Raw genomic sequence first — 21,872 nt, 5'->3', positions numbered from 1 at the left:
AGGGACTGTCAGGGCCCTGCCCGACAGCAGGCCTCAGACGGCCACCGTGGCGCCGGTCGCCAGCGAACGCTCGGCGCCGACCAGGATCTCCACCACCCGCAGGCCGAAGTCCGCCCCGCACGGGTGCGGCTCGCCGGAGGCCGCCGAGGCCCGCAGGGCGTCCAGCGCCCGGTGCAGCGCCGCGGCCGGTCCCTCGCCGCGCGGGGGCAGCTGCACCACGCCGTGCTCGCCGCGCAGCTCCATGCCCGTCCCGCCGGCCGCGAGCGGCGCGGTCAGGCTGAGCGCGAGTGTGCTGGAGGCGCCGCCGGCGTGCCGCACCACCAGGTGGACGGTGTCCAGCGGGCCGGCCGCCGCCGTCACGTGCGTCGCGTCGCCCAGGACCGGCAGCAGGACGGACAGCGCGTGCGGGCCGACGTCCCACAGCGCGCCCTTCTCGACCCGCCACGGCGAGGCCGCGTACGGGCTGGTGCTGCCGGGCGCGAACACCGAGCCGAGCCAGTCCGAACGGCCGGTGAACCAGCCGCCGAGCTCCGCCTGCCGCTCGATCCACGGAATCTGCTCGCCGCCGAAGCGCACGGTGAAGAAGACCACCGAGGCGACCTTGTGCTCGCGCACCGCCTCGGCCACGGCCTCGGCGTCCGGCACCGTCAGCGCGACCGGCTTGTCCAGCAGCAGGTGGCAGCCCGCCTCGGCGGCCCGCACCGCGAGGCCCGCCTGCACGGTCGGGGGCAGCGCGATCGAGACCGCGTCCACCTCGGCCAGCAGCCGGTCCAGGTCCGCGTACCCGGGCACGCCGTGCGCGGCGCCCAGCGCCTCGGCCGCCTCCGGTCGGCGGCCCCAGACGCCGGTGAACTCCAGCCCGGGGTGCTCGGCCAGGACGGGCGCGTGCACCCGCTCCGCCCAGGGGCCAGTTCCCAGCAGTCCGATCCGCACGATGTCTCCGTTTCCTTCGTGTTCCGTCGCGACGTCCGTGTTCCGTCGCGTTCGTGTTCCGTCGCGACGCCGCCGCATGGTCGCGACGCCGCCGCGTGCTCGCGGCGCGTGATTCGCGGCGCGCGCCCTGGTTCAGCCCCGGACGCGGGCCAGCGTGAAGCCGTCGTAGCCCTTGCTGCCGACCGTCTGCACCGAGGTCGCGGTGACCGTCGGCTCGGCCGCGATCAGCTCGTGCAGCGCCCGGGTGCCGACCACCGCCGGGTCGGTGCTGTCCGCGTCGGCGACCGCGCCGCCGCGCACCACGTTGTCGACGATGATCAGCGAGCCGGGCCTGGTCAGCTGGAGCGCCCGGCGGAAGTACTCCGGGTTGCTCGGCTTGTCGGCGTCGATGAAGACCAGGTCGAAGGGCTCCACGCCCTGCTCGACCAGCGCGGCCAGCGAGTCGGCGGCCCGGCCGACCCGTACCTCGGCGACCCCGGCCAGCCCGGCGGCCGCCAGGTTGCCCCGGGCGACCTCGGCGTGCCGGGGGTCCAGCTCCAGGGTGAGCAGGGTGCCGTCCGCGGGCAGCGCCCGGGCCAGCCAGATCGCGCTGTAGCCGCCGAGCGTGCCGACCTCCAGGATCCGCTTCGCGCCCTGGGTCAGTGCCAGCAGATGGAGCAGCTTGCCCTGGTTGGAGGCGACCGCGATCTTCGGCAGTCCGGCCGCGTCGGCGGCGGCGGTGGCGCCCTCCAGCACCGGGTCGTGCCCGACCAGTTGCTCGGAGAAGTAGGCGTCCACGGCGTCCCAGGTCGGCTGCGAAGACATCGGGCCCTCCAGAGTGCAAGATCGGCAGCTACCCGGCCGATGCTACTCCGAGGGCCCGAGGGCACCACGACGGTGGTTGTGGACGGCCGGTCGCACGACCGGCCGTACGGGAGGTCAGTCGGCGACCGGCTCCTTGGCCGCGGCGGCGGCCTTGGCCGCCTCCTCCGCCTCGATCTTGGCGTGCGTCTTGGCGGCGCGGCGCTTCATGATCCAGGCCGAGAGCAGGCCGATCACCAGGGCCGCCCCCAGGCCCGCCCAGGAGAACCGGGCCAGCCAGGGCTCGATGCTCTTGCCGACCTTGTAGACCAGCAGCGTCGTGCCGCCGGCCCAGACCACGCCGCCCAGCACGTTGGCGATCAGGAACTTCCAGTACGGCATCTTCAGCGCGCCCGCGAGCGGGCCGGCGAAGATGCGCAGCAGGGCGATGAACCGGCCGAAGAAGACCGCCCACATGCCCCACTTCTGGAAGGAGCGCTCGGCGGTGGCCAGGTGGGAGGGCCCGAAGTGCTTGGGGAACTTGCGTCCCAGCTTCTCGAAGAGCGGCTTGCCTCCCTTGCGCCCGATCGAGTAGCCGATCGAGTCGCCGATGATCGCGCCGGCGATCGCGCAGATGGCGACGCCCCACGGGCTCACCACACCCTTGACCGCCATCAGGGACGCCGTGACCAGGGCGATCTCGCCGGGCAGCGGAATGCCCAGCGACTCCAGCCCGATGATCAGACCGACCACGGCGTACACCGCTGTCGGCGGAATCCCCTCGATCCAGGCGTCGATGTGCAAGGCCAGTCCCTCCGTGGCAGGACGGGACCGGCCGCGCTCCCCCTGGAGCCGCGTGCCCGTCCCGGCAGTTCGTCCGATGGCGGCACCCAGGCCGCTCCCCCGGAAACGAGCCTAACGTGCCGGGCGGCCTGTCCCCCCGGCCGATCACCCGTGGTTACGACGTACGCCCCCGCGCCATGGTTCCAGCTCGACCACCGTTTCTTCAAGATTCGGCAAAAAGCAGTGCGACCACGGACGGGCGCTGTTTGATCCGGCGCGCGAACGGCAGCAGGGCGCTCACCGGCCACCGCCCGCCCTCCGGGTACACCTCGCGCACGTCGGTGACCCCCGGGTGCGCGGTGGCCAGCCCGCCGCGCTCGTCCGCGTCCATCCCGAACGGCATCGGCGGCGCCTGGTAGTACCGGTCCCGCAGCTTGCCCTCGACGGCCCGCCGGCTGAACCAGCGCGGCACCGCGTCCAGCACCATCGCCCCGCCCGGGAAGCGCTCGGCGCAGGCCGCGATCAGCGCGCGGACCTCCTGCGGCCGCAGGTACATCAGCAGGCCCTCGGTGCTGATCAGCACCCCGTTCGACGGGTCCACCTCGTCCATCCAGCCCGGATCGGTGGCCGAGTGGGCGACGATCCGGTGCCGCTCGTCCGGCGGCAGCAGCCGCCGCCTCAGCGCGACCGTCTCCGGCAGGTCCACCGACAGCCAGCTCGCCCGCCCGTTGTCGACCCGCCAGGCCTGGGTCTCCAGGCCGTCCCCGAGCCCGACCACGGTCCCGCGCGGGCAGCGGGTCAGGAAGTCCGCCACCTCGCGGTCGAAGCAGGCGGCCCGCAGCGCCTGGAGCTGGCTCACCAGAGCGTTCTCCCCGAACCGCGCCGCGAACGGGTAGTCGATCCGCTCCACCAGCTCGACCGCCTTCGGGTCCGGCAGCACGGTGTCCGGCCGCCGCGCCTCCACCGCCCGGTGCCACAGCGTCCACAGCGCCGTCTCCGGTACCTGCCCCAGCTCCGGCCGCTCCCCGCCGCCACTCATCGCTCGCTCCTTCGGACGTGGTCCCGTCGCGGTCCGACGCGTTCCGTCGCGTTCCGTCGCGTTCCCGCCGTGTTCCCGTCATGGGCATGAACCCGCCGATTCTGACACCCCGTCCGCACCTCCCCTCCCGCCGACGCGCCGACTCACCGACCCGTGGAGCTCTACGACGCCAACCATCGACCGGGCCTTCCACGCGACCTGGAGCGCGCGAACTCGTTCTCCCGCGTGGGCACTTCTCACCCCACGGGGTGGAGAACCGAACCACGGAGGGCCATGTGCTCCAGCACCTCATCACTCACGACCACGACCTGCGGATGGTCCCCACCGACCGGAACGAGCTGACCACCGCGGTCGGCCGGCTCCACGGGGAACTGCGGGCCCTGCCCGAGGGGACCGACCCCGCCCGCGCCCGCCTCCTGACCAGGTGGATCGGCATCGGCCACCTGTGCCTGGGCCACCACGAGGAGGCCCGTACACTCCTCCGCCAGTCGCTCGACCTCGCCGCGGAGACGGGCAACACCCGGGCCGTCCTCGCCACCGGACTCAACCTCGCCGACGCACACCGCTACGCCGGTGACGTGCGGACCGCGGACGCGCTCTACCGCAGCGCGCTGGACACCGCGCGAACCCGGCACCCGGAACTCCTCGACTTCGCGCTCCAGCACACCGGCAAACACCTGATGGAACACGGTGACCTCACGCACGCCCGGACCCATCTGCAGGAGGCACTGCGGCTGCGGATCGCCAAGGGGGACAGCGAGTTGATCGAGTCCACGCAGGCCGCACTCGACAGGGTGGAGCTACTGCTCGACCGCCCCTGACCGCCCCCTGCGGCTGCCCCTGCCCCCTGCGCCAGGAGGCCGTAGCGGGCCCGGCCCAGGCCTGCTCGGCCAGCACGATGCCCACCCGCAGCTGCGCCCAGAATCGGTCCCCGGCCGCTCAGTCCTCCGCCGCCACCACGGCCACCGCCGTCGCCAGGGCGGCGGCGGTCAGCCAGGCCAGCGCCGGCAGGCCCATGGTGAGGGCCTGCGGCCAGCGCCAGGCCAGCAGCCGCGCACCGACGTCCCAGGTGAGGAGGAACAGCGGGACCAGGATCACCGCCTGGATCCTCCACGCCCCCAGGAACGCCCCGGCCAGGCCGCCGGCCAACAGCGCCGTGCCCGCCACGACCAGCAGCCCGATCCGGAACATCAGGGCCCACGGGGTGGTCTGCGGGTCGGTTCGGTGCCCCTGGTGAATGATCTCGGCCACCCGGCCCCGCCAGAAGCGCAGTTCCACGGTCGAGCCGACGTCCACCGCGTCGTAGAACGACTGGTCGACCGTGTAGGTGCGGCCCGGCGCGTCCTCCCGGAGAACGGCGAGGCGGTACGAGGTCGAGTCACTGTTGGCGTCCACCCACTTCTTCGTCACCCGGCCGCTCTCGGGACGCAGGCAGTCCGCCTGTGCCGCCCCATCGGCCGTGGCACCGCAGACGGGTGCGTCGAGGTAGGCCCCGCCCTCGTCGTAGGCGTCGTGGTAGCGGACGAAGCCGAACACCACGATCGCCAGCCCCAGCACGGCGATCAACCCGCGCAGCACCTGACCCGCCGCCGGCCCGCGCCACGGGCGCCGGTCCCACGGTCCGTCCGCCTTCCCCATGGGCCCCTCCCCCCTGCCGGACCATGCCATTGTGCCCCGGGAGAAGACCGCAGAGGTCGCCACCGGGCGTCAGCGGCCTCGGAGAACAGGTCGGCACCGTCGAGAAGGGATTCGATCGGCTACTTTGGGTAACGATGCGCGGGATTCTGTCGCTCCTTCTTGAGCGCCGGTGTGGACGAGGCCTTGTCTTGGAGCCGAGGGTTGTTACCGCAGTGCTGGACTCGAAGTCGCTGAGCTGGCTGCTCATCAGAAAGTGAAACGCCTGACACGGCATCGGCCCGCGCGTGATCCTGTTCCTGCACCAACAGCCATGCAAGGTAGCGCAAGTGAAGTGACAGGAGGGGTGGGCATGGCGATACGGTTCTTTGGTATCGACCCGGAGACCGGTCAGGGGAACAGGCCGACCGTCTGGGTGGACGAGGGGGTCGGGGACTTGCTGGTCCAGAGCTACGTCGCCGACGAGGCGTCGATCGCCGGCGTGCTCGCGGCCGGCCACGGTCCGGACCACGAGAACACGATCCCGTCGCACGAGGGAGTGTTTCGGATTCCGGCCCGAATGGTGCCGATTCTCAGGAGGGCGTGTGATGAGGCAGAGCGTTCCCAGCTTCGTCGAGATGCTGAACTCGGCGAGGAGCACGGCGGTGCACCTGGAACTGCGTGACCAGTACAGCGTCGCCGAGGAAGCCACCGAACTCGCCAAGTGGCACCGTGGTGAAGCCGTCGATGTCGACCCCGACTCGGAGTACTGGAGCGGGTGGAGCGACCTCGTCCGCCGTACCGTCGCCCGAGGCGTCCAGGTCCGCCGGGCCCGCGTCGTGTCGGTGCCGGTGACGGACTACGTGCGGTACGAGCACCACATCACCAGCGTGAACCTGGCCATCGGCGAGCAGGTGCGCTGGCTGCCTCGCAGTGAGGCGTCGGGCCTCGCCCTGCCGGGCAACGACTTCTGGCTGGTGGACGGGCGCGCTGTCCGCTTCAACCTGTTCGACGGGCCCGGAGCTGCGTTGGACCCGCAGTACTCCGAGGATCCGGCGGTGGTCGAGCTCTGCGCCAACGCCTTCGAAGCGGTGTGGGAGCGCGGAGTGGAGCACGAGAAGTTCGCCGTCTGATCCAGTACGCAGGACTACCGGATCATGCCCCTGTCGCCGTCCTCCAGCGCGCAGAGCGCCCGCGAGACGATCGCCAAGAGGTTGAAAGCGCTTCAGCAGGATGCCGGCCTCACAGGGCATGGTCTGGCCCTACGAACAGGCTTCAGCGAGTCGAAGGTCTCACGCATCGCGGGTGCCAAGACCCCACCGTCAGCTGGCGACATCCAACGATGGTGCGCAGCCTGCGGCGCGGAGGACCAGGCCGCGGACCTGGTCGCCGCGAGCCGTGCGGCCGACGAGATGTACGTCGAGTGGAAGCGCCTTCACCGAACGGGGATGAAGCACGCCCAGGAGGCCATCCTGCCCCTGTTCGCGAACAGTCGGCAGATCCGGATGTACTGCTCCAACGTCATGCCGGGGATCGTCCAGCGCCGTGAGTACGCGCGTGCGCTGATGGAGACCATCACGGCCTTCCAGAACACTCCGCACGACGTGGAGGCTGCCGTCGAGAGCCGGCTTCAGCGCGGACGCTACCTCCACCAGGGAAGCTGCACGTACGCGTTCGTCCTGGAGGAAACGGTCCTCTACTACCCGCTCGGCGACGATGAGGCCATGGCGGATCAACTGCGCCACCTGCTGGAGGTCATGGCCCTGCCGCGCGTCAGTCTCGGGGTGATTCCCTTCCGGGCGCCTCGCGTGATGTGGCCGCTCGAAGCCTTCTACATGTTCGATGATCGGCAGGTGGACGCCGAGTTGCTGACCGCCGTCGTCAAGATCACGACGCCGACCGAGATCGCCGCGTACTCGAAGGCGTTCAAGGCCCTCTCCAGCATGGCAGTGCACGGCCGTGAAGCTCGGACCCTCATTGAGCAGGCAATCCACGCGCTCGGGTGAATCCGTGCAAGACGATGCAAGATTGTGGCACCGCCTGTAGCCGCCTCCCTACGGTCTATCACGCACCCCCGCCGCCACGGCGAAGGCAGTGCGCCACCGAGAAGAGAGGAACGAACCATGACCGTTGCGCTGGAAGCGCCCGCGGACACCAAGTTCCGCGACCCCCGCGCGCTCCTCAACGCGGTCCGGCCGTACGTCAAGGAGCTGACGTATAACGTGTTCGAGGGACCCGGCAACACCGGCGACCTGTACGACCGCGAGATCGCGCTCCTGCTCCGCGACAACACCATGGTCCGCAACATGGCCGAGCGCATCCTCGACAACGCCATCGCCTACACGATCACCGCCATGGAACACCCGCAGGTGCACCTGGGCGTCGGCAAGATCGTGGACATCGGGGTGCACCAGCTCCTGCTGGACACGCCGGTGTACTTCGCCGTCTGCGAGGCGTACAACGCCGGCCGGTACAAGCACCACGCCCCGCTGATCCAGCGACGTAGCGACGTAGCGACGTAGCGACGGCACCGTGGTCCGTACCGCCGAGTTCCTGCGCGGCAACGGGTTCGACGCCGACGAGGAGCTGTGGGCGATCGACGGGGCGAACTGCTCCCCGTGCGACGACAAGGTCCCCGACAGCCACTGACCGGACATCAGGGTGCCCCTGCCTCGTATCGTGGGCAGGGGCACACCCGGCCAGCCAACTCCTCAGCAAGGGAAGTCCGTTGCCCGCACAGCACAACATCGAGTCCACGCAGGCCGCACTCGGGGTGGAGCTACTGCTCGACCGCCCCTGACCACCCCCTGCGGCTGCCCCTGTCCCCGTTCTGCGCCAGGAGGACATAGCGGGGCCGGCGGTCAGGCCAGCCCGTTCGCCCAGTCCGCCAGGAGGGCGAAGTCCTCCGCCGTCAGGCCGGCTTTCGGGTCGATGTGGTGGAGGAGTGCCGGGGCCGGGTGGTGGGTTTCGACCCAGGTGCGGTCGGCGTCCGTGATCAGGTCGTCGACCCAGGCGAACGGGCGGCCCTGCGCCCAGGTGACGATCTGTGGGGTCTTCCAGAACACGCCGTCGTCCGGCTCGGGCCGTGGCTCGGACCAGGGGATGTACGGCAGGGCGGGCAGCCCGAGCAGGGGGGCGATGAAGGTGTTGGCCTCCTCCTGCCACGTCGTCGCCCATGCCAGGTCGAAGGGCAGCGCGGCGAGGGCCGGGCCGTGGGCCGGGTTGAGCCAGACCCGCAGGGGCTTCGGGGCCTTGTGGGGAAGCCCCCAGGCGGTGAGTCGGCGGCGCTCGGCCGCTTCCCAACGTGGTGTCGTCAGCCGGTGGGTCCGGTAGCCCTCGGGCCGCCGGTAGGGCTTCGCCGCACACGGGTTGAGCGGTCCGTCGACGTCCAGCAGGAGCAGCGGACGCACCGGCTCACCTCCCTTGATCGTCCCCGCAGGCTACCGGCGGGGACGGGGACGGACCAGCGGATTTCCGCGCCAGGGGCCGCGAGGGGGCCGAGGGTTCAGCCGATGCTGAAGGCGCCGTCCGGCGGGGGCGGGGAGTCGGTGGCCTCGGCGTCGGTGACCGGGGCGGTCCGGCCGACCAGGGCGGCCAGGTCGTCCCCGTCGGTGAGCCGGGCCGGGAAGATGTCGCCCGCGAGCAGCCGGGTCAGGTCGGCCACCGGCAGCGGCGCGGTCGAGCCGGCCAGCAGGATGTTGCCGTACCGGCGGCCGCGCAGCACCGGTGCCTCCGCCACCAGGCAGACGTACGGGAACACCGCGCGCACCGTCGCCGCCTGCGCCTTGGCGAAGGCCAGCGGCGGGCCGTCCGCCAGGTTCGCCGCGTAGCAGCCGCCGGGGCGCAGCGCGGCGGCCGCCAGGCGCAGGAACTCCACCGAGGTGAGGTGGGCCGGGGTGCGCGAGCCGTGGAAGACGTCGGCGATCACCAGGTCCTGCGAGTCGGCCGGGGTCTCGGCGAGGGCCGCCCGGGCGTCGCCGACGGTCGCGGTGATGTCCGCGCCGGGGCCCTGCCAGGGCAGGTGTTCGGCGACCAGTTCCAACAGCGGCCCGTCGACCTCCACCACCCGCTGCCGCGAGCCGGGCCGGGTGGCGGCCAGGTAGCGGGGCAGGGTGAGCGCGCCGCCGCCGAGGTGCAGCGCGTCCAGCGGCTGCCCGGCGGGGGCGAGGGCGTCGGCGAGGTGGCCGAGGCGCCGGGTGTACTCGAACTCCAGGTGGGTGGGGTCGGCGAGGTCGACGTAGGACTGCGGGGTGCCGTCCAGGGTGAGCAGCCAGCCGCCGTCCCGGTCGAGGTCGGGCATGAGCTTGGCGAAGCCCAGGTCGGTCCGGCGGCCGACCGGCACCGGTTCGTCGTCCTCGTCCCGCGAATCGTGCCCGTCGTGCCAGTCGTGCTCGGAGGTCACGCGTGCTCTCCGACGGGCTCGACGTCGAGGTACGCGGCGAGCCAGTGGTCCAGCTCGGCGAACACCTCGGTGCGCGCGGCCTCCCCGGAGAGCACCAGGTCGTGCATGCCGCCCTTGATCCGCACGATGGTGACGTGCCGGCCCAGCCGCGGCCCCTGCGCGGCGATGTCGTCGGCGCGCAGCACGGCGTCGGCGTGGTGCAGCGCGCTGTGCCACTTGGTGGTGGAGATGGAGCGGGTCGAGGCCATCAGCAGCACCGGCACGTCGATGCCCAGTCCCCGGTGCAGCCGCCGGTGGCCCTGGTGGATCGCGGACAGCCAGCCCGCGTACAGCGGGAAGCTCTCGGGGCGCTTGAGGGTGAGGTCGAAGTCCCACTCGCCCTGGTGGTCCTTGTGCAGGCTGTGGGTGTAGTGCGGGTTGAGCGCGGACGGCAGGACGCGGGTCGGCGCCAGCCGCCCGAGCGCCGTGACGGCGGGGCCGCCGAGGGTGCGGACGGCGGGCCCGGCCGGCATCGACAGGAACGGCGAGTTGAGGAACAGCCCGTCCACCAGGCCGCGCCCGGCGCGCCGGGCGGCCCACAGCGCGCCGATCAGCCCGCCGGTGGAGTGCCCGTTCAGCAGCAGCTGCCGGTGCCCGTCGACCTCGCGGATGATCCGGACCGCCTCGTCGATCTCCTCGTCGTACTCGGCGAGGTCGCGGACGAAGTTCGGCGACTGGTGCGGGCGCAGGGAGCGGCCGTACTTGCGCAGGTCGAGGGCGTAGAAGGAGAAGCCGAGCGCGGCGTAGTGGTCGGCGAGGTTGGTCTGGAAGAAGTAGTCGTTGTACCCGTGGATGTAGAGCACGGCGCGCTCCGCCCCGGGCACCGGCCGCCGGACGAGGGTCGCGCACACCGGCCCCTCGTCGTCCGGCCGCAGCGTCAGCTCGGCGGCCTCGTAGGGGGCACCCAGGATGTCTTCACGGAACTCCATGGGGCTGACTGTACTGGCTCCGCCCGGCTCGTCACCGGCCGGAATGACCTGCTGGGATGTGATGATCGCAATGCTTTCGGCCACCGCGTTCTCGGCCTCCGCCGCGGCTTGCGCCATCCGCCGGTGGGCGTCGGCCGCATCCTCGGGCCGGCCGAGGTCCCGAAACACTGCCCTAAGGCCTCCCCAGGTCCTTGCCTCTCCGTGTCGGTCGCCAAGTTCCCGATCGATGCAGAGCACCTGATCGAATACTCGCAGCGCGTCGTCGAACCGCTGGAGGGCCCGAAGAGCGGCACCTAGGTTTCTCAGGTTCCGCCCGACACTGTGCCGGTCACCGTGCGCTCGTAGACGGGCATCTGCCAGCTCATAGAGGTCTACGGCCTCGTGGACCCGACTCGCTCGCTCGAGAGTGAGTGCGAGGTCCGACAAAGCGACAGCCTCTCCGCCACAGTCCGCGATCTCGCGATAGACAGCCAAGGCACACTCATGAGCATTGATCGCTTCTTCGAATCGATCCAGGTCGCTCAGAATCTCCGCGACACATCCCCAGGCGCACGCCTCGCCTTCTAGATCTCCGGCCTCCTGAAAGATCGCCAACGCACGCCTGGACGTATCGAGGGCCTCATCAAGGCGCCTCACGTCTCGGAGAAGAACGCTCAGGTTGCCCAGCGAGCGTGCTTCCCAGAGCCGATCGCCATGCCCACTACCAACGACGATGGAATATTCGGTGACCTTGATCGCTTCCTCGAAACGGTGCAGCGTCCCGAGGGTACTTCCGAGGTTTCCGCAGGCGAAGGATTCTCCCCGTTGATCACCGATCTCCCGATAGATGGCGCATGCGTGATGATAAGCGTCGATCGCTTCGTCAAACCGACGAGCATCGTCCAGCGCCAGGCCGTAGTTGTTCCATGCGCCCGCCTCTTCAGACCTGACTCCCATAAGGCGAGCCGCGGCAACAGCCGCGCCGGTCACCGCAGTCGCATCATCGCTTCGAGACCACTGCACCAAGTGGCGGGCGATGGTCTCTGAAATACGCAGCGCAACATTCGGGAAGCCGATCACCGTCGCCGTCTGAGCAAGCGCCACCAGGTTGGCACTCTCGTTCCTCAACCATGAGGTGGCTTCGACACGATCACGGAAACCATCACGAGATCGGATCCCGGACGGCGCGCAAACCGCCTTGTCCGCGAGCAGAGCAGTAGTCAGGTAGTAGTTCGTCAGTCGACACTGAGCCTCGCTCTTCGGCCCAGACTGTTCCAGGGCGTAGTCGCGCACCAGGTCGTGCAGGTACCAGCGGCCGCCGCCCGCCGTCTGTTCGATCAGGGCGCTGCCGGCGAGCCGGGCGAGCCGGGAGCGGACCTCGCGGGGCTTGGTGCCGGTCAGCGCGGCGACGGCCTCGGTCGAGATGTCGGGGCCGGGGTTGAGGACGAGGAGGCGGAAGAGCTCCGCCTGCGGCTCGGTGAGGCGCCGGTGCGAGCGGTCGAGCACGATGCGCATGCCGATCTCGCCGTCGTCCAGGAGATCGAGCCGGGCGGCGCGGTCGGCGAGGTCCTCGGCGAGCTCGTCCGGGCACAGGTGCGGGTCCAGGACGAGCTGGGCGGCGGCGAGCCGCAGAGCGAGCGGGAGGTGGCTGCACAGCTTCGCGATCCGCCCGGCGGCCGCCGGGTCGGCCGTGATCCGCTCGTCGTCCGGGTGGGCGGCCCGGACGGCGGTGTCGAGGAGGGCGACGGCCGCCTCGGCGTCGAGGACGCCGAGGCGGTGGAGGCGGGCGCCGAGGCCGGGGAGGGTTTCGCGGGAGGTGACCAGGAGGCGGTGGCGGGTGGCGGGCAGTGGCTGGAGGGGGCGGACCTGGTCGGCGGCGGAGGCGTTGTCGGCGATGACCAGGACGCCGCCGCCGTGCTGCTCCAGTCGGGCGCGGTAGAGGGTGGCGCGGCTCTCCTGCTCCGGCGGGATGTGTTCGGCGGGGACGCCGAGGGCCCGGAGCAGGGTGTCGAGGGCCTGTCCGGCCTCGACCGGGGTCTCGTCGTAGCCGCGGAGGTCGACGAAGAGGGCGGCGGAGTAGTGGCCCTCGCCGAGCAGCGCGTGGCCGGCGGCGAGCGCGAGGGTGGTCTTGCCGATGCCGCCGAGGCCGGTGACCGTCACCGTCGACGGGCCGTCCGGGGCCAGCAGGGCGCGGAGTTCGGCGAGGTCCTGGTCGCGTCCGGTGAAGGCGGAGGTGACCGGCGGCAGCCCCGCGATCGTGGGCGGGCGCGCGGTGACCGTGACGTGCGCCGTGTCCGCCTGGACGACCGGGGCGTGGAAGGTCCCCCCGCGAATGCTGTTGTGCACCCCGTGAGCGTAGTCGCCCGCCCCTCGTGCGCCTGCTGTGCGCCGGTGGTTCTGTGGAACGCTTCCGGGACAGACCAGGCGAGTTGGGGAGTTTGCATGCAGCACGGGCACACCGATCCGTCGCTCTACCGTTCGGCCGCCGAGGCGATCGCCGCCCCGCCGGAGAGGCTGGCGTACGTGGCCGGGTTCGACCGGTCGGGGCGGCGGCCGGACGCGTTGCTGAGCGTCGACACCGATCCGGACTCGGCGAGCTACGGGAAGGTCCTAAACTTCGCCGAACTCCCCACGCTCGGCGACGAGTTGCACCACTTCGGCTGGAATGCCTGCTCCAGCGCCCTCGCCCACGCGTGCCACGAGAACCCGGAGCGGCGCTACCTGCTGCTGCCGGGGCTGCGCTCCTCCCGGCTGCACGTCATGGACACCTACCCCGACCCGGTCCGCCCGCGGCTGGTCAAGACGGTGGAGGCGAAGGAGCTCGCCGCCAAGGCGGGCTACTCGCGCCCGCACACCCTGCACTGCGGCCCCGACGGCGTCTACCTGTCCTGCCTGGGCGGCGCCGAGGGCAACGACGGCCCAGGCGGGGTGGCGCTGCTCGACCACACCACCTTCGAGGTGCTGCGCGCCTGGGAGACCGAGCGCGGGCCGCAGCACTTCGCCTACGACGTCTGGTGGCACCTGGGCACCAACGTGGGCATCACCAGCGAGTGGGGCACCCCGTCGATGGTCGAGGGCGGGGTGGTGCCGGAGCTCCTGCTCGGGCGCAAGTACGGCCACGCGCTGCACTTCTGGGAGCTTGACTCCGGCCGCCACCTCCAGCGGGTGGACCTCGGCGACCAGTACCAGATGGTGCTGGAGCTGCGCCCGGCGCACGACCCGCAGGCGGAGTGGGGGTTCGCCGGGGTGGTCACCAACGTCGAGGACCTGTCCTCCTCGGTCTGGCTCTGGTACCGGGACGGGCCGGCGTTCACCGCGCGCAAGGTGATCGAGATCCCCGCCGAGCCGGCCGCGGCCGAGGACCTGCCGCCCGCGCTGCGGCCGTTCGGCGCGGTGCCGCCGCTGGTCACCGACATCAACCTGTCGGTGGACGACCGCTGGCTGTACGTGTCGGCATGGGGCACCGGCGAGCTGTTCCAGTACGACGTCTCGGACCCGTTCCACCCCCGGCTGGCCGGCTCGGTGCGGCTCGGCGGGATCACCGCCCGCACCCCGCACCCGGCCGAGCCCGGCCGTCCGCTGAGCGGGGCGCCGCAGATGGTGGAGATCAGCCGGGACGGCCGGCGGGTCTACCTCACCAACTCGCTCTACGGCGCCTGGGACGACCAGTTCTACCCGGACGGCATCGAGCCCTGGATGGTCAAGCTGGACGCCGACCCGGAGGCCGGCGGGCTGAGCGTCGACGAGCGCTTCTTCCCGCACGGCGCCGACTTCCGGGGCCTGCGCGTCCACCAGACCCACCTGGCGGGCGGCGACGCCTCCTCCGACTCCTACTGCTTCCGCTGAGCGGTCGTCATCAGCTGAGCCGACCCGACCGGACGGGCGGGCGTCACCGGTCAGGCAGGCGTCACCGGTCAGGCGGGCGTCACCGGAACAGCGCCTGGTCGAACCGCACCTGCGCCGACGGCAGCCCCGCCGCCGTCAGCCGGGTGCGGACGGAGCCGACCATGCCGGCCGGCCCGGTGACGCAGGCCAGGTGCTCGCGCCAGTCCCCGGCCGTCGCGACGGCGTCGGCGAGTTCGCCGACGGTGACCGGGGTGACGGTCAACCACGGCTTGTGCAGGCCGAGTTCGGACAGCGACTGCCAGTCGTAGAGGTCCCGGCGGTCCCGGGCGCCGACGAACAGGTGGACCCGGCGGCCGGTCGGCCGGTGGGCGGTCTGCTGCTCGATGATCGCCTTCATCGGGGCGAGGCCGGTGCCGCCCGCGACCAGCAGCAGGTCGCGGGCGTCGCCGTCGGGCAGCAGGCTGCCGCGCGGCGGGCCGAGGCGCAGCCGGTCGCCGATGCCGGTGTGCTCGACCAGGGCGGCGCTGACCCCGCCGGGGGCGGTGCGGCGGACGTGGAACTCCAGCTCGTTGTCGGCGCGCGGGGCGCAGCCCATCGAGTACTGCCGCCAGGTGTGCGGCAGCGCCGGGTGCTCGACGGTGCCGTACTGCCCGGCCCGGTACGGGTACGGTTCGCCGGTGCGCACCCGCAGCACGGCGAGGTCGGGGCGGCGGCGCTCGTGGCCGGTCACCACGGCGTGCCAGTACGGGGGTTCGGTGAGCGCGGAGTCGGCGCCGGCCACCATCGCGCCGACGGCGAAGCGCAGCATCCGCACCCAGGCGCCCTCCAGCTCCTCCGTCCAGCGCTCGCCGGCCCGGTGCCGGACGGCCGCGCACAGGGCCTCCTCGAAGGCCTCGTAGTGCACCGGACGGACGCCCAGTTTCCGGTGGTCGCGGCCGAGTTGGCGGAGCGTCTGCTCCAGTTCGGCCGGGCGGTCGAGGTGGTCGATCAGATGGTGGAAGATCCGTTCCAGGTGGAGCTGCTGGAACTCCATCGAGGCGGGGAAGAGCGGTCGCAGGTACGGGCGGTGGCTGAACATCACCGCGTAGAGGTGGTCGATCAGGTCCGCGAGCGGGGAGATCAGGTCGAGGTCGCGCCGGATGACGTGCTGGTCCGCGGCGCCGTCGTAGCCGCCCTCCTCCCCGTACGCGTTGCACCCGAGGTCGCCGCCGGCCGAGGTGGAGGGGGCGAGGAGTTGGCGTCGCAGGCGCATCGCGTGATGGCGGGCGATCAGGCGGTCGTACTCGGCGGTGGCGGTGGCGGTGGCGGTGCCAGTGCTCATGCTGCTGCTGTTGTCCATGTCCCGCCCAGTGAACTGCCGGGCCGCCGGACACGAGAAGGGCCGATCGCCCCGGAGAGACCCGGGACCAACGACCCCTTGCGGTGGTACGTCCGGACCGGGACGCTTTTCGGCCACAGCGCGCACGAACCCCCACCGCGCGCACGCACCCCCACCGCGCACGGGCCCCATCGCGCGCACGCACCCCCGGAACGGGCGGGCAGGACGGAAGGGTGCCCCGCGCCCCGGTGCTCTCCTACCACCAGGACCCGGGGCACCGCCGTCGTCAGACTCCTGCCCGGCGCGCCTCCCGGCGCTCCAGCCGCCGCTGCCGGCCCTGGCGCAGCGGCTGGTCGGGCAGCCACCCGAAGGTGAGACAGGCACCGACCACCCCGAGCAGCATCCCGATCACGAAGCCGCCCAGGTTGGAGGTGACCCAGCTGGCCAGCGAGGCCAGCACGGCGAGGATGGAGTAGAACAGCCGCTGCGCCGGGTTGAACAGGATCAGCAGGCCGCACAGCAGCATCACCGCGGGCACCAGGTACCCGGCCAGCCCCTGCATCCCGATGTGCAGGATGACGGGCAGCGGGGCCTTCAGGGTGAACAGGACCTCGGCGCCGCCGAGTGTCACCAGCAGCCCGCCCCAGAACGGTCGCCGGCCCCGCCAGTCGCGTGTGACCGGGCGTGCGGCGGGCTCGGCGACGGGGGCCGCCACGGCCTGGGCGGGCGCGGCCGCCGTCCCCTCGGCGGCCACCCCCTCGGCCCGTGCCGCGGTGCCCTCGCCGGTGCCGGCCGGCTCCGGTACGGACTCCGCCATGCTCAGCAGCCCGTGGAGCTGAAGCTCAGCCGCAGGTTCGGCAGTTTGAACCCGACGGCGGTGCTCGCGTAGTTGTGCTGGTTCAGGTGGGTCAGCGTGACGTGGTCGGCCTGCTGGCCGAACACGCCGGGGTTGCCCTTGCCGACCGGGCCGGCCTTGGTGTACGTGCTGGCGTCGCCGCCGATCTCGATGTTCTTGAACTCCGCGTCGCCGGACAGCATGTCGGAGTCGGTGGTGAGGTCGGAGGCGGTGACGGGGGTGCCGCCGTCGCCCGCGTGGATCACCAGGTTGATGCCGCCGAGGTCGACGCTCTGGCACAGGTTGGTGATCTCGGCCTTCTTGATCGCCGACACCGCGACCAGCACCTGGCCGCCGGTGGAGCCCGCGTTGGGGCTGTCGGGGATCATCGAGTCCAGCGAGCCGAACTGGGCGAAGCCCTCGCCGTCCAGCTTGTCGGCGGTGATCGTGAACGGCATGCCGGAGATGGAGAACTGGGCGGCGAGCACGCCCTGGGCGGTGAGCGCCATCAGGACGCCACCGGCCGCGATGGCCGGTACGGCCATCAGGGCGGTGCGCTTGAGCCCGACCCGTCCTCTTCTCGGCCCGCTCGGCGTCTGCGGGGTCTCGGCCGCCGTGGCGGCGTCCTCGGACATGGCCATGTGTGTGCTCCCTGTGGGTGGAATGGGTGTGCAGGCACTTGGCACGTTGTCCTGGCGCGGACAGCGTTCCCCGGCCCGACCGGGCTGTCCGCCCCTCGGCAGCGGGGCGGACCGGTCGGCGCCGGTAGGTAACTGGGAAGCTACTGCCCGGTATTGGCCGGGTCAATACAGGTGCACGAAGGATCTTCACCAATCCGCGACCCGCTTCGGCCAGTCCCGCACCCCCAGCCGCTCGGCCGCTTCCGCCGGGCCGAGGAAGGGCGAAAGGCAGAACAGGCTCAACAGCGGCAGGAGCTCCAGTAGTTGTTCGGTCCGGCCGGAGTCGATCCGCCGGTAGATCGCGCTGTAGACGCCGCCGACCACGGCGTCCACCATCTCCTTCGACCCGACCCCGCCCGGAAGTTGGGGCACCTCTGCGAAGAACGAGCGGAACCTGGTCAGCAGTTGGGCCCGCTCCCGGCGGCCGGCCGGACCGACCGCCTCGATCTCGATCACCGCCATCGTGGCGAACGCCGGTGTCCCCGCCAGCAGTTGCAGCATCGCGCCGAGTGCCTTCCGGATGCCCCGGCACCAGTCGGATTCGGCCGCGAAGGCGGCCGCCATCCGCCGGATCACCACACCGGTGCCGTGCCGGTGCGCGGCCAGGAAGGCGTCCTCCTTGCCGTTGAACAGCTCGTAGAAGACCGGCCTGGTCACGCCCGCCGCGCGGCAGATGTCGCTGATCGTCGCGTGCTGGTAGCCGCGCTCGGCGACGGTCCGCACCAGCCCGTCCAGGAGTCGATCGCGCTGCGTCGCGGCGACCACGCCGGCGGGCAGCCGGCGCGGGCCCGGCTTGATCGAGCGGGCCGGATCGCGGCCGGTCCGGGCACCCGGCAGCAGGACCACGTCGGCTCCGCGGAGGTGTTTCCGATCCATCACCAACTCCTGTGTCCTGTATTGACATTGATGGAACACCGGGTTTACAACACTGACAGGTTTCCAACCGGCGGGCCAGCAGGCGCCCACCGGCCGGACCTCCGGGGGCTCCGCGGACCGGGGCGAAAGCCCGGACCACGGGACCACGGCGGGGACGGGACCGCGACGGTGGCAGTCGTCGAGGGCCCCGACGGCACCGCACGTCCCCGACCGAACGGCGCGGTGCCGCGGTGTTCCACGCCGCCGTCCGTACGCAAGGCCACACGCAAGGCCGCACCGCAGCTCCACCGCACCGCCGTACCACCGCAGTTCCATCGCAGTTCCACCGCACCGCCGTACGCCCACCCTCGCGTACGTCCGCACCGCCGTACCGCACGGACGGGCCCGTGGCGCCGGGCCCGCCCGCCCTCGGCATGGGCCGAGGTATCCGGTGTGAAGACCGGAGCGCGGCCCGGAGCGCGACCCGGGGAACGGTACGACGTCTCCGGTGCGAAGCCTCCGGCACCCGTCACGCCCCTCCCCCGTCGTGCACACCACCACACCCGCACGCCGGGTTTCCCCCACCCCCGTCCACCGGACGGAGAGAGGTACCCTCATGCGCATCAGCCGCACCCTCGCCACCGCCGCCCTGGCCGCACTCGCCCTCACCGGCGCGGCCGTGACCCCCGCCCAGGCCGCCGGCGCGGTCCTGACCACCGGAAGTCCGAGCGGCCCGGACGTCGCCGTCGGCGACGTGCTGACCGCCAACCTGGTCTCCGGCACCACCGCGAACTTCAACAACAGCGCCACCGGGTCGACCGGCGTCAAGTGTGCCGCCTCCTCCTTCTCGGCGACCGTCACCGCCAACCCGGCCGCGCCGGGCAGCGCCGTCGAGCGGCTCGACACCCAGACCTTCGGCTCCTGCACCTCCAACGTCATCGGTGTCACCGGCGTCAAGAGCGTCACGGTCACCAGCCTGCCGTTCACCAACACGGTCAGCGACGCCCCTGGCAACCCGGTCAAGCTCACCCCCGGCGCGGCCGGCGTGATGGGCACCACCGTGGTGCTCAACACCATCCTGGGCAGCATCAGCTGCAACTACCAGAACAGCACCGGGATCAACGGCACCACCTCGAACACCGGCAACACCATCGGCTTCGCCGGCCAGCCGTTCGCCCTGGTGTCCGGGCCGAGCCTGTGCTTCTCGACGGGCTACTTCAGCGCCACCTACGGCCCGGTGCTCGACAGCTCCGTCGCCGGCAGCCCGGCGCTCTTCGTCAACTGACGCCGGGGCCCCCGCGGCCCGTCCTGACGACGGCGGCGTACGGCACCCTCACCGGGCCGTACGCCGCTGCGCCGGACCCGTCCCCGAACCGGAACGCCCGCCCCCGACCCCGGACGCCCGTCCCCGAGACAGCGAAGTGACCGGCCGGTAGGGTGGCGCCGCACGGAGACGGCGAACCGGAACGGGGCAGGCGGATGAGCGACGACGGCGGGCACGGCACGGGCTTCTTCACCTCGGTGGCGGACGCCGCCGAGCAGTTGGCCGCCACCGGCTACCTGGCCTCCACCTCCGTGGCCACCACCGTCTTCCTCGCCGACCGGCTCGGCAAGCCGCTGCTGGTCGAGGGCCCGGCCGGGGTCGGCAAGACCGAACTCGCCAAGGCGGTGGCCGCGATCGGCCGCGCCCGGCTGGTCCGGCTCCAGTGCTACGAGGGCATCGACGAGGCCCGCGCGCTCTACGAGTGGAACCACGCCAAGCAGCTGCTGCGGATCACCGCCGGCCGCGACGAGGGCTGGCAGGAGGCCCGCACCGACATCTTCGGCGAGGAGTTCCTGCTCGCCCGCCCGCTGCTCACCGCGATCCGCGGCGAAGAGCCGACCGTGCTGCTGATCGACGAGATGGACAAGGCCGACGTCGAGGTGGAGGCGCTGCTGCTGGAGGTGCTCAGCGACTTCCAGGTCACCGTCCCCGAGCTGGGCACCATCACCGCCGAGCGCCGCCCCTTCGTGCTGCTCACCTCGAACGCCACCCGCGAGCTCTCCGAGGCTCTGCGCCGCCGCTGCCTCTTCCTCCACCTCGACTACCCCGAGGCCGAGTTGGAGCGCCGCATCGTCCGGCTCAAGGTGCCCGGACTGGACGAGACGCTGGCCGAGTCGCTGGTCCGGGTGGTCGGCGCGCTGCGCGCGATGGAGCTGCGCAAGGCCCCGTCCGTCGCCGAGACCATCGACTGGGCCCGCACCCTGCTGGCGCTCGGCGCCGGCACCCTGGACGAGACGGTCGTCCGGGACACCCTCGGCGTGATCCTCAAGCACCAGGACGACGTCCGCAAGGCCGCCCAGAAGCTCACCCTCGCATGACGGTGCCCCGGGAGGCCGACACCGCCGCCCGCCTCACCGGCCTGGTCCGCGCCCTGCGCGGGCACGGCCTGCGGATCGGCCCGGCCGAGACGGTGGACGCGGCCGCCGTCCTGGACGTCCTCGGCTTCGCCGACCGCGAGCAGATGCGGGCCGGCCTGGCCGCCGCCCTGCTCCGCTCGGAAGCCCAACGGACCGTCTACGACGCCGCCTTCGACCTGTTCTTCCCGCTCGGTGTCGGCACCCCGGAGGCCGTCCGGGCCGACCCGCCGCCCGTCCCCGACGACCCCGAACCGCCGCGCTTCGGCCGCCCCGACCCGCTGCGGGAGCAGCTGCGCGAGCGCCTCGCCGCCGCGCTGGCCGCCGACGACCGCGCCGCCCAGGCCCGGCTGGCCGGCGAGCTGATCGAGGCCTTCGGCCGGTACGGCACCGGAGGCTCCCCCGGCAGCGGGGGCTCCCCCGGCTCCGGCGGCTGGTCCGCCCAGCAGGCGCTCGGCCGGCTCGCCCCCGAGACGCTGCTCGCCCGCGTCCTCGCCGCCCTGCGCGAACGGCCCGGCGCCCGGGACCCCGCCGAACGGGGCCCCGCCGACCGGGACCTCTCCGACCGGGTACTCGCCGACGAGATCCGCCGCCGCATCCGGGACTTCCGCGCGATGGCCGCCGGCGAGGCCCGCCGCCGGGTCGCCGAGCTGCGCGGCCCCGAGCGGATCGCCGAACGCGCCGTCGCCCCCACCGCCGACCGGGTCGACTTCCTCTACGCCGGCCGCGACCAGCTCGCCGAACTGCGCCGCACCGTCCACCCGTTGGCCCGCAAGCTGGCCACCCGGCTGGCCGCCCGGCGCCGGCGCGCCGCCCGCGGCGAGATCGACCTGCGCCGCACCCTACGCCGCTCGCTGGGCACCGGCGGGGTGCCGCTGCGCCCCGCGTACCGGCGGCGCCGTCCGGCCCGCCCGGAGCTGGTGCTGCTGTGCGACGTCTCCGGCTCGGTGGCGGGCTTCGCCGACTTCACCATGCTGCTGGTGCAGGCGATGGGCGAACAGTTCAGCAAGGTCCGGGTGTTCGCCTTCGTCAACCGCACCGCCGAGGTGACCGGCCTGCTGCGCGGCGGCGACGACCCGGCACGCCTGGCCGCCCGGATCCTCGCCGAGGCCGAGGTCACGGGCTACCACGGCAACAGCGACTACGGCTCCGCACTCGGGGAGTTCGCCGAACGGCACCTGGACGCCGTCGGCCCGCGCACCTGCGTGCTGGTCCTCGGCGACGCCAGGAACAACCACCGCGACCCCAACCCGGACGCGCTGCGCCGGATCGCCGCCCGGGCCCGCCGGGTGTTCTGGCTCAACCCCGAGCAGCCCTCGCTCTGGCCGACCGGCGACTCCGCCGCCCTCGTCTACGCGGGCGTGGTGGAGATGCACTCCTGCCGCAACGCCCGCCGCCTCGGCGAGCTGATCGCCCGCCTCCTGCCGGTCTGACACCGGGCGC

Annotated in this window: 20 protein-coding genes and 1 pseudogene; 9 read left to right on the top strand and 12 right to left on the bottom strand. The window is 72.3% G+C overall.

Features of this window, described 5'->3' with window-relative positions; translation table 11 throughout:
- Positions 1 to 33: 33 nt before the first annotated feature.
- The 4 genes from ACLWS4_RS12200 to ACLWS4_RS12185 all read right to left on the bottom strand — a co-directional run bounded on the left by ACLWS4_RS12200 (position 34) and on the right by ACLWS4_RS12185 (position 3,535).
- Positions 34 to 933, bottom strand: coding sequence for a Gfo/Idh/MocA family protein (locus tag ACLWS4_RS12200; protein WP_049650681.1), 900 nt, complete (start codon positions 931 to 933; stop codon positions 34 to 36).
- A gap of 132 nt (positions 934 to 1,065) precedes the next feature.
- A complete protein-coding gene (locus ACLWS4_RS12195) occupies positions 1,066 to 1,737 on the bottom strand; it encodes an O-methyltransferase (RefSeq protein WP_416874095.1) in 672 nt (223 codons plus the stop codon).
- 114 nt (positions 1,738 to 1,851) lie between these two features.
- Positions 1,852 to 2,517 (bottom strand): DedA family protein, encoded by a 666-nt coding sequence (locus ACLWS4_RS12190; RefSeq protein WP_117486626.1) that lies wholly within the window; start codon positions 2,515 to 2,517, stop codon positions 1,852 to 1,854.
- 202 nt (positions 2,518 to 2,719) lie between these two features.
- Positions 2,720 to 3,535 carry a class I SAM-dependent methyltransferase gene (locus tag ACLWS4_RS12185; protein WP_416874094.1) on the bottom strand — a complete coding sequence of 272 codons (816 nt, stop codon included), beginning with the start codon at positions 3,533 to 3,535 and terminating at the stop codon, positions 2,720 to 2,722.
- 275 nt (positions 3,536 to 3,810) lie between these two features.
- Between ACLWS4_RS12185 and ACLWS4_RS12180 the strand changes: the two genes are divergently transcribed.
- Positions 3,811 to 4,356: a tetratricopeptide repeat protein gene (locus tag ACLWS4_RS12180; RefSeq protein WP_416874093.1), complete on the top strand. Its 546-nt coding sequence runs from the start codon at positions 3,811 to 3,813 to the stop codon at positions 4,354 to 4,356.
- Between the two features lie 118 nt (positions 4,357 to 4,474).
- On the opposite strand, the gene ACLWS4_RS12175 is transcribed toward ACLWS4_RS12180, so the two are convergent.
- Positions 4,475 to 5,173 (bottom strand): hypothetical protein, encoded by a 699-nt coding sequence (locus tag ACLWS4_RS12175; RefSeq protein ID WP_416874092.1) that lies wholly within the window; start codon positions 5,171 to 5,173, stop codon positions 4,475 to 4,477.
- A 349-nt stretch (positions 5,174 to 5,522) separates the two neighbouring features.
- Here ACLWS4_RS12175 and ACLWS4_RS12170 point away from each other — a divergent pair, with 349 nt between their 5' ends.
- The 4 genes and pseudogenes from ACLWS4_RS12170 to ACLWS4_RS12155 all read left to right on the top strand — a co-directional run bounded on the left by ACLWS4_RS12170 (position 5,523) and on the right by ACLWS4_RS12155 (position 7,798).
- On the top strand, positions 5,523 to 5,834 hold the full coding sequence (locus tag ACLWS4_RS12170; protein WP_416874091.1) for a hypothetical protein: 312 nt from the start codon (positions 5,523 to 5,525) through the stop codon (positions 5,832 to 5,834).
- On the top strand, positions 5,758 to 6,282 hold the full coding sequence (locus ACLWS4_RS12165) for a DUF6879 family protein (RefSeq protein ID WP_416874090.1): 525 nt from the start codon (positions 5,758 to 5,760) through the stop codon (positions 6,280 to 6,282). Before ACLWS4_RS12170 ends, ACLWS4_RS12165 begins: the two co-directional genes overlap by 77 nt.
- A gap of 24 nt (positions 6,283 to 6,306) precedes the next feature.
- Entirely contained in the window at positions 6,307 to 7,155 is an 849-nt protein-coding gene (locus ACLWS4_RS12160) for a helix-turn-helix domain-containing protein (RefSeq protein ID WP_416874089.1), read from the top strand.
- Between the two features lie 117 nt (positions 7,156 to 7,272).
- A pseudogene (locus ACLWS4_RS12155) lies at positions 7,273 to 7,798 on the top strand (hypothetical protein).
- A gap of 212 nt (positions 7,799 to 8,010) precedes the next feature.
- Here ACLWS4_RS12155 and ACLWS4_RS12150 read toward each other — a convergent pair.
- From ACLWS4_RS12150 to ACLWS4_RS12140, 3 genes are all read right to left on the bottom strand, one after another.
- Positions 8,011 to 8,550 (bottom strand): hypothetical protein, encoded by a 540-nt coding sequence (locus ACLWS4_RS12150; protein ID WP_416874137.1) that lies wholly within the window; start codon positions 8,548 to 8,550, stop codon positions 8,011 to 8,013.
- Positions 8,551 to 8,654: 104 nt separating this feature from the next.
- A complete protein-coding gene (locus tag ACLWS4_RS12145; RefSeq protein WP_416874136.1) occupies positions 8,655 to 9,449 on the bottom strand; it encodes a spermidine synthase in 795 nt (264 codons plus the stop codon).
- 98 nt (positions 9,450 to 9,547) lie between these two features.
- Positions 9,548 to 12,844, bottom strand: a complete 3,297-nt coding sequence (locus ACLWS4_RS12140; RefSeq protein ID WP_416874088.1) for an alpha/beta fold hydrolase — start codon at positions 12,842 to 12,844, stop codon at positions 9,548 to 9,550.
- A gap of 96 nt (positions 12,845 to 12,940) precedes the next feature.
- Here ACLWS4_RS12140 and ACLWS4_RS12135 point away from each other — a divergent pair, with 96 nt between their 5' ends.
- Positions 12,941 to 14,344, top strand: coding sequence for a selenium-binding protein SBP56-related protein (locus ACLWS4_RS12135; protein WP_416874087.1), 1,404 nt, complete (start codon positions 12,941 to 12,943; stop codon positions 14,342 to 14,344).
- 79 nt (positions 14,345 to 14,423) lie between these two features.
- Here the strand turns inward: ACLWS4_RS12135 and ACLWS4_RS12130 are convergent, their stop codons facing one another.
- The 4 genes from ACLWS4_RS12130 to ACLWS4_RS12115 form a co-directional block, all read right to left on the bottom strand.
- On the bottom strand, positions 14,424 to 15,665 hold the full coding sequence (locus tag ACLWS4_RS12130) for a globin domain-containing protein (RefSeq protein ID WP_380780567.1): 1,242 nt from the start codon (positions 15,663 to 15,665) through the stop codon (positions 14,424 to 14,426).
- A 283-nt stretch (positions 15,666 to 15,948) separates the two neighbouring features.
- Positions 15,949 to 16,479, bottom strand: a complete 531-nt coding sequence (locus tag ACLWS4_RS12125) for a DUF6114 domain-containing protein (RefSeq protein ID WP_241852985.1) — start codon at positions 16,477 to 16,479, stop codon at positions 15,949 to 15,951.
- A gap of 2 nt (positions 16,480 to 16,481) precedes the next feature.
- Positions 16,482 to 17,138, bottom strand: coding sequence for a DUF6230 family protein (locus tag ACLWS4_RS12120; protein ID WP_416874086.1), 657 nt, complete (start codon positions 17,136 to 17,138; stop codon positions 16,482 to 16,484).
- A 186-nt stretch (positions 17,139 to 17,324) separates the two neighbouring features.
- A complete protein-coding gene (locus ACLWS4_RS12115; RefSeq protein ID WP_074003698.1) occupies positions 17,325 to 18,053 on the bottom strand; it encodes a TetR/AcrR family transcriptional regulator in 729 nt (242 codons plus the stop codon).
- Positions 18,054 to 18,648: 595 nt separating this feature from the next.
- Between ACLWS4_RS12115 and ACLWS4_RS12110 the strand changes: the two genes are divergently transcribed.
- The 3 genes from ACLWS4_RS12110 (at position 18,649) to ACLWS4_RS12100 (ending at position 21,862) form a co-directional block, all read left to right on the top strand.
- Complete coding sequence (locus tag ACLWS4_RS12110; protein WP_049650670.1) at positions 18,649 to 19,317, top strand: hypothetical protein; 669 nt, start codon at positions 18,649 to 18,651, stop codon at positions 19,315 to 19,317.
- Positions 19,318 to 19,511: 194 nt separating this feature from the next.
- Positions 19,512 to 20,393: an AAA family ATPase gene (locus ACLWS4_RS12105; protein ID WP_416874085.1), complete on the top strand. Its 882-nt coding sequence runs from the start codon at positions 19,512 to 19,514 to the stop codon at positions 20,391 to 20,393.
- The gene (locus ACLWS4_RS12100) at positions 20,390 to 21,862 is read left to right on the top strand and encodes a VWA domain-containing protein (RefSeq protein ID WP_416874084.1); all 1,473 of its coding nucleotides are present in this window, start codon (positions 20,390 to 20,392) and stop codon (positions 21,860 to 21,862) included. Before ACLWS4_RS12105 ends, ACLWS4_RS12100 begins: the two co-directional genes overlap by 4 nt.
- The last annotated feature ends 10 nt before the right edge of the window (positions 21,863 to 21,872 follow it).

The organism is Kitasatospora sp. SC0581, from assembly GCF_048159585.1.
Taxonomy (GTDB): Bacteria; Actinomycetota; Actinomycetes; order Streptomycetales; family Streptomycetaceae; genus Kitasatospora.
Note: the sequence above shows the minus strand (reverse complement) of the source record. Positions and strands in the feature narration are given on the sequence as shown.

What these genes read in the sequence shown, in the direction of transcription:
- ACLWS4_RS12130 (WP_380780567.1), bottom strand. Translation starts at nt 15,665, where the DNA reads ATGAGCACTGGCACCGCCACCGCCACCGCCACCGCCGAGTACGACCGC.
- ACLWS4_RS12100 (WP_416874084.1), top strand. Translation starts at nt 20,390, where the DNA reads ATGACGGTGCCCCGGGAGGCCGACACCGCCGCCCGCCTCACCGGCCTG.
- ACLWS4_RS12195 (WP_416874095.1), bottom strand. Translation starts at nt 1,737, where the DNA reads ATGTCTTCGCAGCCGACCTGGGACGCCGTGGACGCCTACTTCTCCGAG.
- ACLWS4_RS12115 (WP_074003698.1), bottom strand. Translation starts at nt 18,053, where the DNA reads ATGGATCGGAAACACCTCCGCGGAGCCGACGTGGTCCTGCTGCCGGGT.
- ACLWS4_RS12170 (WP_416874091.1), top strand. Translation starts at nt 5,523, where the DNA reads ATGGCGATACGGTTCTTTGGTATCGACCCGGAGACCGGTCAGGGGAAC.
- ACLWS4_RS12125 (WP_241852985.1), bottom strand. Translation starts at nt 16,479, where the DNA reads ATGGCGGAGTCCGTACCGGAGCCGGCCGGCACCGGCGAGGGCACCGCG.
- ACLWS4_RS12175 (WP_416874092.1), bottom strand. Translation starts at nt 5,173, where the DNA reads ATGGGGAAGGCGGACGGACCGTGGGACCGGCGCCCGTGGCGCGGGCCG.
- ACLWS4_RS12145 (WP_416874136.1), bottom strand. Translation starts at nt 9,449, where the DNA reads ATGCCCGACCTCGACCGGGACGGCGGCTGGCTGCTCACCCTGGACGGC.
- ACLWS4_RS12135 (WP_416874087.1), top strand. Translation starts at nt 12,941, where the DNA reads ATGCAGCACGGGCACACCGATCCGTCGCTCTACCGTTCGGCCGCCGAG.
- ACLWS4_RS12120 (WP_416874086.1), bottom strand. Translation starts at nt 17,138, where the DNA reads ATGGCCATGTCCGAGGACGCCGCCACGGCGGCCGAGACCCCGCAGACG.
- ACLWS4_RS12160 (WP_416874089.1), top strand. Translation starts at nt 6,307, where the DNA reads ATGCCCCTGTCGCCGTCCTCCAGCGCGCAGAGCGCCCGCGAGACGATC.
- ACLWS4_RS12110 (WP_049650670.1), top strand. Translation starts at nt 18,649, where the DNA reads ATGCGCATCAGCCGCACCCTCGCCACCGCCGCCCTGGCCGCACTCGCC.
- ACLWS4_RS12185 (WP_416874094.1), bottom strand. Translation starts at nt 3,535, where the DNA reads ATGAGTGGCGGCGGGGAGCGGCCGGAGCTGGGGCAGGTACCGGAGACG.
- ACLWS4_RS12165 (WP_416874090.1), top strand. Translation starts at nt 5,758, where the DNA reads ATGAGGCAGAGCGTTCCCAGCTTCGTCGAGATGCTGAACTCGGCGAGG.
- ACLWS4_RS12105 (WP_416874085.1), top strand. Translation starts at nt 19,512, where the DNA reads ATGAGCGACGACGGCGGGCACGGCACGGGCTTCTTCACCTCGGTGGCG.